The organism is Streptomyces vinaceus, from assembly GCF_008704935.1.
In the GTDB taxonomy this organism is placed as follows: domain Bacteria; phylum Actinomycetota; class Actinomycetes; order Streptomycetales; family Streptomycetaceae; genus Streptomyces; species Streptomyces vinaceus.
In genome coordinates this window covers 629934-644536 of record NZ_CP023692.1, presented here as the reverse complement: position 1 = coordinate 644536, position 14603 = coordinate 629934, and the positions used below count along the sequence as shown (strand labels likewise).

Here is a 14603-nt window from a genome sequence, read left to right as displayed (position 1 = left end):
TGGGGTGCGACGCGGTGCGCGGGTCCGGGTGCCGCGCCGGTCCCGGCGCGTCGCGGGCGTGCCGTGCACTGTGCAGGAACGACAACAGCAGCCCCCCAGCACGTCAGGAGACGCACATGTCCAACGCCGCCGAGCCGGCCGCGCCGGTACTGGAGCCCGCGGCCGCGGCCCTCGCGAAAGCGACCGACAAGCCGCCCTACCTCTTCGAGCTGCCCCCGGCCGAAGGCCGCAAGGCGGTCGACGACCTGCAGTCCGGAGACATCGCGAAGCCCGCGGTCGACGAGGAGTGGATCACCGTTCCGGGAGGCCCCACGGGCAGCGTACGGGCCCGCATCGTCAAGCCGGCCGGCGCCACCGGCGCGCTCCCGGTCGTCGTCTACATCCACGGCGCCGGCTGGGTGTTCGGCAACGCCCACACCCACGACCGCCTGGTGCGCGAACTGGCCGTCGGCGCCGACGCCGCGATCGTCTTCCCCGAGTACGACCTCTCCCCCGAGGTGCACTACCCGGTCGCCATCGAACAGAATTTCGCCGTCGCGCAGTGGGTGGTGGCGCAGGGCGCCACCCAGGGCCTGGACGCCACCCGCATCGCCGTGGCGGGAGACTCCGTCGGCGGGAACATGACTGCCGCACTCACCCTCATGGCCAAGGAGCGCGGCGGCGTCCCGCTGCTCCAGCAGGTCCTGTTCTACCCGGTGACCGACGCCGCCTTCGACACCGGCTCCTACCGCCAGTTCGCGACCGGCTACTACCTGCGCCGCGACGGCATGCAATGGTTCTGGGACCAGTACACGACCGACGAGGCCCAGCGCGCCCAGATCACCGCCTCCCCGCTGCGCGCCACCACCGAGCAGCTCACGGGTCTGCCGCCCGCCCTCGTCATCACCGGCGAGGCCGACGTACTGCGCGACGAGGGCGAGGCGTACGCGAACAAGCTGCGCGCGGCCGGCGTCCCGGTCACCGCGGTCCGCTTCCAGGGGGCCATCCACGACTTCGTCATGCTCGACGCCCTGCGCGAGACCCACGCCGCCGAGACCGCGATCGGCCTGGCCGCCCGCACCCTGCGCACCGCCCTGTACGGCGCCTGACCCGCCGGGCTCAGCCGGTACAGGTGATCGAGAAGGGGACAGGGTTGGACGTGGTGCGGATGGGGCTTTGGAGTTCCACGGCCATGCCGGTGGTCAGCGTGCCGCCCTTCGCGTAGGCGGTCAGCCGTACGGTGTCGTGTCCTGTGGGGTCGGCCTTGTTCCCGATGGACATCGTGCGCCAGTGCGGGTCCACGACCGAGCCGTCCCCGGACACCCAGCGGTAGGAGATCAGGGTGGGCTCGGAGGCGGTGAACGTCGCGGTGAACGCCGGGGCCCGGTCGGTGGGGATCGGGCAGCCGCCGGTGTAGACGGTGTTCACGCCCGCCACCGACATCCGTACGCCCGGACCGGAAGCGGCGCCCCCTGCGTCGCCGTTCCCGGTGAGGGCGTAGGCCAGCCCGCCGGCGGCCAGCACGCAGGTAGCCGCGCCGGCCGCGACGAAGGCCGCCGTACGGCGCTTGCGGGGGAGGGCGGCGGACGGCGCGGGGGCGGGCTCCGGCTCGGAGACGCGCACGGGTGTCGGCGCCGGTGTCCGCAGGGTGCCCGCGGTGGAAGTGGTGGCGGCGTCCGGTCCGTGGGCGATGTTCCGCAAGGCCTCGGCGACTTCGGCGGCGGGGGTCCGCTCGGCAGGCTCCTTGCGGAGCAGACCGGCGATGACCGGGGCGAGCGGTCCGGCCCGGGTCGGCGCCGGCGGTTGCTCGTCCACGACGGCCCGCAGGGTGCCGAGCGCGCTCTCCTGCCGGAACGGGGAGATCCCCTCCACGGCCGCGTACAGCATCACCCCGAGCGACCACAGGTCCGACTCGGGGGCCGAGGGACGGCCCAGCGCGCGCTCCGGCGGCAGGTACTCGGGGGAGCCGACGACCTCGCCGGTCATGGTCAGGGCCGTGCTGCCCTCGACCATCGCGATGCCGAAGTCGCTGAGCACCACCCGTCCGTCCGCGGCGAGCAGCACGTTCGCCGGTTTCACGTCCCGGTGCTCCACGCCGACGGCGTGCGCGGCGCGCAGCGCGGTCAGTACCTCGGCGCCGATGTGCGCGGCGTGTCGCGGTGTGAGCGGCCCCTCGGCACGCAGCAGGTCGGCCAGCGACTGCCCGCGGATCAGTTCCATCACGATCCAGGGCCGGTCGTCCTCCGTGACCACGTCGTGGACGGTCACCACGGTGCGGTCGGGGATCCGCGCCGCCGCCCAGGCCTCCCGCTCCAGTCGGCTGTACATCCGCGCGAGGTCGCCGGCCCGGAGTCCTGCCGGGGCCCGTACCTCCTTGACGGCGACCTCGCGCTGGAGGGTCTCGTCGCGGGCCCGCCACACGACGCCCATGCCGCCTTCGCCCAGCCGGGACAGCAACCGGTAGCGGCCCGCGACCAGCCGCTCCCCGTCCGGCGTGCCGGGCGTACCCGGCACGGCCGTGGTGGCGGCCGCGAGCGCGGTCCCCGTCACGGTCTCGGTCTCGGTGTCCTCGTTGTGCATGGGGGCGGTTCTCCCTCGTGAAGCGGCCGACGTGAGCATCACGTACGGACCGTGCCCCGGGTTCAGCGGAGTGAGAGGAAATTTTCGAAGTTGATCGAACCGAAGGGGTTACCGATCGCGTGTTGCAGACGTAAGAACAGTCAGTAGCAGCGTCGCTCCCAAGGAGTTGCAGTGCCATCGGTCATCGTCGGGCGCACGGGTCCCTTCACCGGACAGAGCGTGGTTCTGAGCAGTGAACCCCTCAGTTTCGGGCGCAAGAGCGACAACGGCGTCGTGATCGTCAGCCCCAGCGCCTCCCGCCTGCACGCCGAGATCGTCGCGGAGGACGCCGGGTTCGTCCTCCACGACCGGGACAGCCGCAACGGCACGTTCGTCAACGAACAGCGCGTCACCCGCCACCTCCTGCGTCCGAACGACTGCATCCGCATCGGCGACGAGACCTTCCTCTACGAGGCGCAGGACGCCATGGAGACGGTCATCGACCTGTCCCTCCTGGACGTCCCCCGGCCGAGCGCGGCGGACCCCGGCACGCTGCGGGTCACCGTCACCGGCGGCGGACCGGTGGGCCTCGCCTTCGCCCTGGCGCTCGACGAGATGCTGCCCGGCCGGACCTCCATCACCCTCTACGACGGCCGCTGGACCAGGAAGGGCCCCGAGATCGTCTGGAAGGACGAGACCCAGGGGAACTTCCGCCGCCAGCAGGTGGTGACCGTACAGAGCCGCCAGTACCTCGCCCTGTCCGCGGAGGTGCTCTCCGCGCTGTTCGACGAAGACGGCGCCTACTCCGAGATGTGGCCCGTCGGCCCGGACTCCGTCGACGGCCGCCCGCCGCGCAACATCCGCATCGCCCACATCGAGGACCGGCTGCTGGCCCTGGCGAACCGGCGATCGGCGATCCGCCTCGTCCCCAAGCGCTTCGACGTGGAGGAGCAGCAGAACAGGCTCACCCAGGAACACGTCCTGGTGGTCGCCGAGGGCGGCCGCTCCCGCACCCGCGAGCACTACGCCGACCGCTTCGGCGCGGCCGACGCCTCCATCTACTCCCTCGACGGCGAGCACCTCCAGGACGTCGTGCTGGGGCTGCGCGTCAAGTCGAAGCTGCCGGACCCGATGAGCGTGCTGCTCACCGTGTCGCAGAACCGGTTCCTGCTCAACTCGCTGCGCGGCGAGGGCTTCCTGAACATGCGGCTCACGCGGGAAGAGGCCAAGAACGTCATCGGCATCGACCCGGTGCGCCAGGTCTTCGAGGAGTGCATCGCCACCCGCCCCTGCCTGATGAGCCGCCAGGAGGAGGACAACGAGTTCCGCTGCCCCACCCACGGCACCCTCTTCCTGCCCGCCCTGCTGCGCAGCTCCCCGCTGTGGAAGGAGATCCGGCAGGGCCTGAGCCTGTTCGGGGTGGCCGAGGACGACCTGTCCGCGATCACCTCGTTCCGGCTGGACATGGTCCAGCGCCCGCGGTTCACCGCGCAGCTGCGCCGCCCGACCGCGAGCAGCCCCGGTACGTACGGCTTCCTGCTGGGCGACGCGGCCAACGCCATCCACTTCTGGCCGGGCCGAGGACTCAACAGCGGTCTCGCCTCCGCCACTTCGCTGGCCCGCTCGCTCAGCCGCGCCTGGCGGGGGAAGCCGCTGCGGGACGCCGACTTCATCCGGCACGAGGCGGCGATGTCCATGCTCCAGTACCGGCACAAGAGCCGGGCCTGGAACGCGATGGTGACCACGGACGAGCAGGGCGTGACCCGGGCCATCAAGGACATCATCGCGCGCAGTGCGCAGACGGACGCGGGCGCGGGCGTGGGCGCGGCCGTGGGGGTGGGCGCGGGCGTGGGTGCCGGCCTCGGTGCCGGCGCGGCCGTGTCCGGTCCGGGGTCGGGTGCGGCCGCCGTCTCCGCTCCGGTGTCCGGAGAGGCGTCCCGCGCCGCGGACGGGAGCGACCTGGACGCGCTGCTGGAGCGGATGGCCGCAATCCGCGACCGGTTGGACTCGCGACTGCCCGGCCTGCCGACGGACGAGGAACTCCGCTCCCACCTCGCCCCGATCTCCCCCCTGACCCTGCGCACCCTGCGGGAGAGCGGTGCCTGGGACACCCTGATCGTCGGCGGCGAGGAGGCCGACATCGACCTCTTCTACCAGTCGGACTCCCCGGTCTTCGTCCCCCGCCCGGCCGACCCCCGAGCCCTCCCGCTCTCCTGAGGGGTCATTTCCGGACACAGCGGTGTCCCGGCGGATCTGCCTGCCGGGGCACCGCCGCACCGGCTGCGGTTGTGCCCCGACGGGCGCAACCTGTACCACCAATCCCTCGTCTTGCAGCGCGTCTTGTGATGTTTCCGCGCGCCGCGTGTTTCGAGAGGTCGTCCGTACCGTGCCCGTCGCCCCCACCCGTTTCAGCGTCCTGTCCGAGGAGTTCGCAGCAGACCCCTACCCGTGGTTCGAGCAGTTGCGGGAGCGGACGCCGGTGCACTACGAGCCGGCGCTCGACAGCTACTTCCTCTCGCGACACGAGGACGTGAAGCGGGTGCTGACCGACCACGAGGCGTTCACCACGCAGACGCTCCAGGTGCGCGCCGAGCCCGTGATGCGGGGGCCGGTCCTCGCCCAGATGACCGGGGCTGAGCACACCGCCAAGCGGAAGATCGTCGTACGGGCCTTCACCGGCCCGGCCCTTCAGGAGCAGATGGGCGCCGTCCGGGCCAACGCCGCCGCGCTCCTCGCCCCCTTCCTCGCCCGCGGCCGGATGGACCTCGTCGGCGACTTCGGCAAACCCCTCGCCATCCACGTGACGCTCGACGTCCTCGGCCTGGAGAGACGGGACTGGCGGCAGGTGGCCGCCTGGCACGGCGGCATCGCCGAGTTCATCACCAGCATGACCCTGACCCCCGAGCGCCGCCGCCACTGCCTGGACTGCGCCGAGCAGCTGGAGGCGTACCTCCTCCCGGTCATCGAACGGCGCCGCCACCACCCCGGCGAGGACCTCATATCGAAGCTCTGCACCGCCGAGTTCGACGGCATCGGGATGAGTGACCGCGATGTGACCGCACTGATCATCAACGTCCTGGTCGCCGCCGCCGAACCCGCGGACAAGACCCTGGCCCTGCTCTTCAAGCACCTGATCGACCACCCCGGGCAGCTGGCGGAGGTCCGCCGGGACCCCGGCCTGCTGGGCGCGGCGATCGCCGAGACCCTGCGCCTCACGCCGCCGGTCCAGCTCATTCCCCGCCAGGCGGAGCGGGACACCGTGCTCGCGGGCACCACCGTCCCGGCCGGCGCCACCGTCTACTGCATGATCGGCGCGGCCAACCGGGACCCCGGCGCCTTCACGGACCCGGACTCCTTCGACATCCACCGCGCCGACCTCGGTACCGCGCGCTCCTTCACGGCGGCCGCCCAGCACCTGTCCTTCGGTACCGGACTCCACCAGTGCGTCGGCGCGGCCTTCGCGCGCGCCGAGATCGAGACCGTCTCCGCGATGCTCCTGCCGCTGCTCGACGAGGTCCGCCTCAGTCCCGGCTTCCGCTACCGGGAGGCCGGCCTCTACACGCGGGGCCCCGTCTCCATGCCGCTGGTCTTCACCCCCGTCCACCTCGACGGCGGGCCCGCCGGGCCCGCCGTCTGACGCCTCTGTCGGGATGTCCGTCGACCCGCCGAAGCCGGGTCGTGCACAAGGAAGTAGGGAGCCGCCATGGTGTCCGTGGGGGAAAGACTGAGCAGGGCGCGGGTCCGTGCCTTCGTCGGCCGCGACGAGGAACTCGCACGTTTCGAGGAGGCGTTGGCCGGCGAACCGCAGGCACCGTTCGCGTTCTACGTGTGCGGGCCGGGCGGCATCGGGAAGTCCACGCTGCTCCGGCGCATGGCGGACCACGCCCGCGCGGCCGGCCGGCTGCTCGTCGAACTCGACGGCCGCTTCGTCAGCCGGGACCCGGCCGATTTCGAGCGCGCCGCCGGTCCCTTCCTGGACGTTCCGGGAACGGTCCTGTTCGTGGACTCCTTCGAGCACTGCCAGTGGCTGGAGAGCTGGCTGTGGCACCACTTCCTGCCCCGCGCCGCGGACGACACCCTCGTGGTACTGGCCGGGCGGCGCGCCCCCCAGCCGCAGTGGACCGCCGACCCCGCCTGGTCGCGGCTCCTGCTCGTCACCGAACTGGAGCCGTTCTCCGAGGAACAGGCCCGCAGCGTACTGGTGTCGGCTCACATCCGGCCCGAACTGCGCGACCGCGTACTGCGCTTCGCCGGAGGCAACCCGCTGGCCCTCTCCCTCGCCGCCGCGGCGGGATCGGCGGGCTGCGGCCGGGAGGAGATCTGGTCCCCCACGGCGGACGTCCTGCGCACCCTGCTGGCGGGACTGATCGGCGAGGTGCCCACGGCCGCCCACCGCCGCGCCCTGGAGGTGGCCGCGCAGGCCCACTCCACGTCCGAGGAACTGCTGACCACGGTCCTGCCCGGGGAGGACACCCATCTGCTCTTCTCCTGGCTGCGGGAGCTCCCCTTCATGGAATCCACCCACCAGGGGCTCCACCCGCACGACGCCGCCCGTGAGACCCTGGCCGCCGACCTGCGCTGGCGGGCGCCCAACGCCTTCGAGACGATGCGCCGACGCCTCGCGGACGAATACCTGCGCCTCCTGCGCGAAGCACCCGAGGAACGGGTGTGGACCGTCACCGACGAGCTCTTCTACCTCTTCCGGGAGGGCGCGACCCTGGCCCGGCTGCGGTCCTGGTCCCGGGAGGACGAGGTGCACGACCGGCCCCTGCACCCCGACGACCTCGACGCCGTACTGCGCATGACCGAGGAGACGGAAGGGGCCGCCTCCGCCGAGCTGGTCCGCTACTGGGCCGGGCGCCAGCCGCAGGCCTTCAGCGTCTACCGGCTCGTGAGCACGGGCCGGATCGTGGCGTTCACGGCCCGGCTGGTCCTGCCGGCGCCTGCCGATCCCCAGGATCTGGAGACCGACCCCGTCATCGCCGCCGTGTGGCGGTACACCGAGGCCACCGAGGCGGTGAGCCCCGGCGAGCACATCGGTGTCAGCCGCTTCTCGATCTACCCCGACCAGTACCAGGTTCCCTCCCGAGTCACCGACTTGAGCAGTTCCCGGGCCCAGGCGGAGGCGGCCCGGGCGCGCGGGCGGGCGTACGGGTTCGCCGTCTACCGGGACGCCGAGAGCTGGGCGGAACGCGTCAAGGGCACGCTCGCCGACATCGGGGCGCGCCCGCGCGTCGGCGAGCACACGTACGGGGTCTTCGGCGTCGACTGGCGTCAGGTGCCCGTGGAGGCGTGGCTCATGCGCTTCATCGCGCCCAGCGAGGAGCCGGTGCGGTCCGGACCCTCGCCCGTGTCGCGCACGGCGTTCGACCAGGCCGTGCGCGAGGCACTGGCGCACTGGCGTGACACGGGGGCCTTCGCGGCCTGCGCCCTGATGCGGGCCCGTCTCGCCGCCGATCTCGGCAACCCGGTGGGGGAGTTGCGCGCCCTGCTGCGCCAGGCCGTCGACGACCTCGCCCAGGACCCGCGCGGAGCACGCGCCCGCGAGGCCCTGACGGCGGGCTACTTCTCCGGTGCTCCCACCCAGGAGGCCGCCGCCCGCCGCCTGGGCCTCCCGTACGGGACCTACCGCCGCCACCTGCGGCAGGGCCTGGACCTGCTCTGCGCGTCCCTGTGGCAGCAGGAGCTGCACGACCCCCGGTAGCGGCTGTCGCGCCCCCTCCCGGCGACGCCGCGCCGACGGGAGTGGACAGGCGCGGACAGGAGTGGACAGCGCCCGGGCCCGCGGGGCCTGGATAGTGGACACCGTCCGCGCCGAGTCTGTGCGCCATGAACCCCCCACGCACGCGGACGGACCAGGCAGTACGTCGGCCCCACGGCCCGGGCGCCGTCCTCGCGGCGCTCGCCGCCGCCCAGTTCACGGTCATGCTCGCCACCTCGATCGTGAACGTGGCGCTCCCACAGATCAGAGCCGGCACCGGGCTCACGGACAGCGGGACCACCTGGGTGGTCAACGCCTACGGCCTGGCGTTCGGGGCGCTGCTCCTGGCGGGCGGCCGGGTCGCCGACCTCCTCGGCCGGCGCCGGATGCTGATCGCCGGGTTGGCCCTGTTCGCGCTGGCTTCACTGGCGGCGGGGCTGTCCACCTCCGCCGGCGTGCTGATCGCGGCGCGCACGGTGCAGGGTCTCGGGGCCGCCGCCATCGCCCCGGCCGCCCTCGCCCTGGCGATGGACCGGTTCCGGTCGGGCCCCGAGCGCGGCAGGGCGCTGGGCGTGTGGGGTGCGGTCTCCGGCGGGGGAGCGGCGGGCGGCGTCCTGCTGGGAGGCGCGCTCACCCAGGCATGGGGCTGGCCCTGGATCTTCCACTCGGTCGCGCTCGGAGCGGCGCTGGTCCTGGCCGCGGTGGCCGTGTTCGTACCGCCGGATGCCGGACGCAGGGCCGGGCGGTTCGATCTGCTGGGCACCGCCACCGTGACCCTCGCCCTGACCGGCCTGGTCTGGGCCCTGACCACCGCGCGCGGGGCGGGCTGGGCCGACGCCCGGGTACTGGGCGCCCTCGGCGCCGCCACCGTGCTGCTCGCGGGTTTCGCCGTGATCGAGTTCCGCCGGCCCGATGCCCTGGTCCCGGCACGCCTGTTCGCCACCGGCCGGGTCGCCGCGGGCAACGTGCTGATGGCCCTGCTGGGGTCCGTGTGGATCGCCCTGTTCTTCTTCCTGCCCCTCTACCAGCAGCAGGTCCTCGGCTCTGGCCCCTTGGCCACCGGCGTCGGACAACTTCCCCTCGCCGTCGCCCATATGCTCGGATCCTCCCTCGCCCCCCGGATCGCCCGGCGCCTGGGAGCCACCGCGACCGTGACGGCCGCCCTGCTGACCGAGGCCGCCGGACTGCTGTGGCTGTCGAGGATGAGCGCCGACGGAAGCTACGCCGTGGACGTCCTGGGCCCGAGCATCCTGGTCGGCCTGGGCCTCAGCATCGCCTTCGTCCAGCTCACCGCACTCGCCGTCGAGGGCGTCCCGAGACAGGACGCGGGCCTCGCCGGCGGACTGGTCAACACCACCCGGCAGGTCGGCGGAGCGATCGGCCTCGCCGCCCTGGCCACCCTGGCAGGCTCCGTCACCGCCCACGCCTCCGCCGGTACGCCTGCGCCGGAGGCCCTCACGGCCGGCTACCGCGCCGCCTTCACGGTCTCGGCCGCGGTCCTGGCCGCAACGGCCCTCCTCGCGCTGCTCCTCGCCCGCTGCGCGAGGGCACGCACCCTGACCGACCTGACCGACCTGACCGACCTGACCGACCTGACCGACCCGACCGACCGGGCCGTTCCGGCCGAGCCGACCCCGTCCCTCCCCCCTAAGTCCCCCGTCCCACACTCCGTCTGATGACCCGTCACTCCCACGAAAGAGATATGAGCCATGACCGCTGCCAAGCCGTACCTGACCGGCCACTACACCCCCGTGGCCGACGAGATCACCGCCACCGCCCTGACGGTCGAGGGCACCCTGCCCCCCGAGCTGAGCGGCCGGCTGCTGCGCAACGGACACAACCCCAAGCCCGGCGTCACCCCCACCCACTGGTTCAAGGGCAGCGGAATGGTCCACGGCATCCGCCTGCGCGAGGGCCGCGCCGAGTGGTACCGCAACCGCTGGGTGCACACCCCCGCCCTCGACGGCGCTCCCTACATGACCGAGCACGGACCCGACTTCACCGCCAGCACCGCCGGCACCCACATCATCGAACACGCCGGACGCCTCCTCGCGCTGTGCGAGTCGAACCTCCCCTTCGAGCTCACCCGGGAGCTGGAGACGATCGGCGCCCACGACTTCGACGGCAAGCTGCGCGGCGCGATGACGGCGCACCCCAAGGAGGACCCGGTGACCGGGGAACTCCACTTCTTCGGCTCCTCGCCGTTCCCGCCGTTCCTGACCTACTACGTGTGCGACGCCAAGGGAGCGATCGTCCACAGCGCCGAGATCCCGGGGGCGACCGCCTCGCTCAAGCACGACTTCACCATCACCCGCCGGCACGTGGTGTTCGTCGAGGGCAACGTCACCTTCGACCCCACCGAACACTCCGGCATCCCCTACAGCTGGAGCGACCAGCAGCCCGCCCGCATCGGGATCATGCCCCGGGGGGAGGACGGCGCCCGGCACATCCGCTGGTTCTCCGTCGAACCGGGCAACATGCTCCACGTCTCCAACGCCTACGAGGACGGCCAGGGCCGCATCGTCCTGGAAGGCCCCACCGTGGACCGCGAGGGCTTCGAACTCTCCTGGAACTGGTGGATCGGCGCGCCCGGCCGCGGCAGCGAGCCCGGCTCCCGCTCGTACACCCGCCGCTGGGTGGTCGACATGACCGACGGCACGGTCGGCGAGCAGATCATCGACGACCTGCCGGTGGAGTTCCCGACGCTCAACGAGGACTACCTGGGCGCCGAGAACCGCTACCAGTACGCCATCTGCTTCCCCGACGAGAAGGGTTTCGGCGGTTACGGCGTCGTCAAGTACGACCGGACCACCGGCGCCCGCCGCATCCACCAGGTGGGCGACGCGCGGATGCCCGGCGAAGCCGTCTTCGTCCCGGCGGACCATGCCACGAGCGAGGACGACGGCTATCTGCTGACGGTCGTCTCCGACCTGAAGCAGGACTCTTCCCAGCTGCTGGTCCTCGACGCCTCCGGCCTCGACCGGGTCGCCACCGTCCACCTGCCCCGCCGGGTGACGGCCGGAGTCCACGGCTCCTGGGTGCCCGACAGCGCCCTGGACGGCCTCACGGACTGACCACGGAGCAAGGATCCGCCGGAGCCGCGGGGCACCCTCCCCGCGGCTCCGGGGTCGTACTTGAGAGGGAGGGGACTACGGGGCGCCGTGGCGGCCGGCGCGGGGGAGACGGGGGATCCCCGGGGCGGGATTCCAGCCAACTGCCCGAATGCCACCTGGTACGGGAGAGGGACCGGGGACGGCTCTTCCAGGGGATTCGCGCGTACCCCCCGATGCAACACAGTGGCCACACCAGCGATTTCACCGCACGAAAGAACGGCACCCGCCATGAAACGCCTCGCACCGCTGCTCGCCACCGTCGGACTCGTCGCCACCTCCCTGCCCCTTCTGACGGCGCCCCAGGCGGCCGCCGCCCCGACCCCCGCGCACATGCGCCAGAAACCGGACTGGCACCGGTGCAGCCCGGACCAGCCGGCCACGTACGAGTGCGCGACCCTCAAAGTGCCGCTCGACTACCAGCACCCCGAAGGACGCACGCTCGACCTCGCGATCTCCCGGATCAAGAGCGGGAACCCGGCCAAGCGGCGCGGGGTGCTGCTCTTCAACCCGGGCGGTCCCGGCACCCCCGCGCTGCACAGGCCGCTGGCGCTGGACGAGCAGATGCCCAAGGACGTACGGGACCAGTACGACCTCATCGGCTTCGACCCGCGCGGGGTCGGCCGGAGCAGCCCGATCACCTGCGGCCCGCTGAGCCCGGCGGAAGAGGGCGTCGGCGGCGCGTACCGGCCGGAGACCTTCGCCTCGGACGTGGCCTGGGCGCGCGGCATCGCCGACAAGTGCCGGGAGAAGTCCGGCGATGTCATCCCGTACATCACCACCCGCAACACGGCCCGTGACCTGGACGTGATCCGCGCGGCGCTCGGCGAGCGGAAGATCTCGTACCTGGGCTACTCGTACGGGACCTACCTCGGCGCGGTGTACTCGCAGATGTTCCCGCAGCGCGCCGACCGCTTCGTGCTGGACAGTGGGGTGGACCCGCAGCGCATCTGGCGGGGCATGATCCAGGTCTGGGCCACCGAGGCGGAGCCCGCGTTCGCCCGGTGGACCCGGTGGGCGGCGGAGCGCTCGGAGCACTACGGGCTCGGCGCCACGCCCGAGGAGGTGTCCGCCACCTTCTGGCGTCTGGTGGAGCGGGCCGACCGGGACCCCATCGTCGGCAACGGGCAGAAGTACACGGGCGACGATCTCAGGGCCGACCCCTCGCTGTTCTTCTCCCCGTACGGGGCCTCGGCCGCCATCAGGTACCTGAAGTCCCTGGCCGAGACCGGACGGCCGCCGGCCGGCGGCGAACCGCAGGCCCTGAACCAGCTGCGGACGGGCCCCCGGGCCGGCGGGGCGAACGCCTCCGCGGCGCCGGGCGCCTGGGCGCCCGGCCCGGCAGAGCCCTCCGACGCCGAGGGCGGAGCCACCCCCGTCTACTGGTCCGTCCTGTGCGGGGACACGGACGCCTGGCCGCGCGACCCCGAGCAGTACGCGCGGGACGCGGCGCGGGACAAGGTGAAGTACCCGGTCTACGGGGACTTCGCGTCGAACATAAAGCCGTGCGCCTTCTGGCAGCGGCCGATGGAGGCGCCGACGCCCATGAAGACCCGGGCCGATGTGCTGACCGTGCAGAACGAGTGGGACCCGATCACTCCGCTGGCCAGCGGCCAAGGCTTGCACAAGGCGCTCAAGGGCTCGCGGATGGTGCTCGCGCTGAACGGCGAGAAGCACGGCGTGTACCTGTCCGATCCGGCCTCCTGCGCCGACGCCACGGTCAACGCGTACCTCGGCACGGGGCGGCTGCCCGCCGCGGACGTGACCTGCCAGGACCCGCCGCGCTTCCCCTGAAGGGTGTTGCAGAAGGCTCAGTCCCGGGCGCGGCCGGTCATGACCAGGCTGCCGTCCGGGGCGCGGCGGGCGCGTGCACCGGTGCGGAAGTAGCCGTCGGCGGTGAAGGAGCGGGCGTTGTGGTCGGGGGCCCGGTAGTAGCCGCGCGGGGTGTACGGGCCGCGGGCCAGGAGTTCGCCGGGCTCCCCGTCGGGCACGTCCTCGCCCTCCGCGTCGACGATGCGGATCTCGTCGTCGGGCGAGAGCGGGCGGCCCTGCGTGGTGAGTACGGTATCGACCGGATCGGCGGGCCGGGTGAGCGTGAGCAGCCCCTCGGCCAGGCCGAAGAACTGCTGGAGGCGACAGCCCCATTCGGCGCCCAGCCGCTCCGCGGTCTCCGGGGCCAGCGGGGCTCCGCCGACCTGCACGAGACGCAGACCGCTCACGTCGGCCCCGGCCGTGGGAAGTGCGTCGAGCCACAGCCGGGCGGTGTCGGGCGCCACCGACGTGATCGTGACCCGCTCCCGTGCGATGGCCGCGAGGCATGCGGCGGGTTCCGGGTCCTCCACCAGGACGACGGTGGCGCCGACGGAGAGGGTGCCGATGATGCCGGGGCCGCCGAAGGCGAGGGGGGACCCGGCGGGCAGCGCGGCCAGGTACACGTCGTCCTCGCCGAGCGACACCAGTTCGGCGGCGGCGCGCGCCTGGTAGGCGTAGTCGTTGTGCGTGCGCGGCACGAGCAGGGGTGCGTCGGTGGCCTCCCCGGAGAGCAGGAGGAACGCCACCTGGTCGGCGCGCTGCGCGAGCGTCGGGCCGGGCGGGGAGTCCAGGGAGCCCAGCGGGAAGTAGTGGCAGCCCGCCGGGTCGGTCGAGAAGCCGCCGTACGGGGAGGACTCGCCGGGCGCCTCGAAGGTGAACACCCTGCGCAGGAACGGCCCCTGGGCCGCGATGTCCGCGGCCATCGCCGTGTGGTCGAAGCCCCGGTACGTCGAGGGGCCGACGTAGCCCACGGACTCCGTGACGCGCACGATGTGGGACACCTCGGCCGCGCCCAGGGAGAGCGTGCAGAGCACCGGGACCGCGCCGATGCGCATCAGCGCGAACACGGTGGTGACGAACTCGGGGACGTTCGGCAGCTGGACGACGACCCGCTGTCCCGGCCGCAGGCCGCGCAGCCGGAACCCGGCGGCCATACGGTCCACGCGCCGGTTGAGGTTCGCGTAGGTGACGCGGGTGGCGCCGTGCACGAGCGCGGTCCGCGGCCCGTACTGCAGGGCCCAGCCGCGCAGCAGGTTGTCCAGCGTGTTGCCCCTCCAGTGCCCGGCCGCCCAGTAGCGGTCGACGAACTCCTCGGGCCAGGGCGTGCAGCCGGCGAGCATGGGTGCCAATTCGTTTCCTTCAGTACCGGTTTGCGCAACCGGAGCCCAGCGGATCGTGACCTGGCAAGCCAATCCCCCGCCACGCGCACGGGCAATGCGCGG

Annotated in this window: 9 protein-coding genes; 7 read left to right on the top strand and 2 right to left on the bottom strand. The window is 72.8% G+C overall.

The features are described from left to right. Positions 1-116 precede the first annotated feature (116 nt). On the top strand, positions 117-1088 hold the full coding sequence (locus CP980_RS02940; protein ID WP_132753730.1) for an alpha/beta hydrolase: 972 nt from the start codon (positions 117-119) through the stop codon (positions 1086-1088). 10 nt (positions 1089-1098) lie between these two features. Here the strand turns inward: CP980_RS02940 and CP980_RS02935 are convergent, their stop codons facing one another. Further along, complete coding sequence (locus CP980_RS02935; RefSeq protein WP_150492519.1) at positions 1099-2559, bottom strand: serine/threonine-protein kinase; 1461 nt, start codon at positions 2557-2559, stop codon at positions 1099-1101. Between the two features lie 171 nt (positions 2560-2730). Between CP980_RS02935 and CP980_RS02930 the strand changes: the two genes are divergently transcribed. The 6 genes from CP980_RS02930 to CP980_RS02905 all read left to right on the top strand — a co-directional run bounded on the left by CP980_RS02930 (position 2731) and on the right by CP980_RS02905 (position 13143). Beyond that, the gene (locus CP980_RS02930) at positions 2731-4755 is read left to right on the top strand and encodes an FHA domain-containing protein (protein WP_150492518.1); all 2025 of its coding nucleotides are present in this window, start codon (positions 2731-2733) and stop codon (positions 4753-4755) included. Between the two features lie 169 nt (positions 4756-4924). Then, on the top strand, positions 4925-6175 hold the full coding sequence (locus CP980_RS02925; protein ID WP_150492517.1) for a cytochrome P450, cyclodipeptide synthase-associated: 1251 nt from the start codon (positions 4925-4927) through the stop codon (positions 6173-6175). A 66-nt stretch (positions 6176-6241) separates the two neighbouring features. Beyond that, positions 6242-8242 (top strand): DnaA/Hda family protein, encoded by a 2001-nt coding sequence (locus tag CP980_RS02920; protein ID WP_150492516.1) that lies wholly within the window; start codon positions 6242-6244, stop codon positions 8240-8242. 125 nt (positions 8243-8367) lie between these two features. Beyond that, on the top strand, positions 8368-9915 hold the full coding sequence (locus tag CP980_RS02915; RefSeq protein ID WP_150492515.1) for an MFS transporter: 1548 nt from the start codon (positions 8368-8370) through the stop codon (positions 9913-9915). Between the two features lie 33 nt (positions 9916-9948). Further along, positions 9949-11313 carry a carotenoid oxygenase family protein gene (locus tag CP980_RS02910; protein ID WP_150492514.1) on the top strand — a complete coding sequence of 455 codons (1365 nt, stop codon included), beginning with the start codon at positions 9949-9951 and terminating at the stop codon, positions 11311-11313. Positions 11314-11580: 267 nt separating this feature from the next. Next, complete coding sequence (locus CP980_RS02905; protein WP_150492513.1) at positions 11581-13143, top strand: alpha/beta hydrolase; 1563 nt, start codon at positions 11581-11583, stop codon at positions 13141-13143. Between the two features lie 17 nt (positions 13144-13160). Here the strand turns inward: CP980_RS02905 and CP980_RS02900 are convergent, their stop codons facing one another. After that, positions 13161-14501, bottom strand: coding sequence for a (2,3-dihydroxybenzoyl)adenylate synthase (locus tag CP980_RS02900; RefSeq protein WP_150530097.1), 1341 nt, complete (start codon positions 14499-14501; stop codon positions 13161-13163). Positions 14502-14603: the final 102 nt, after the last annotated feature.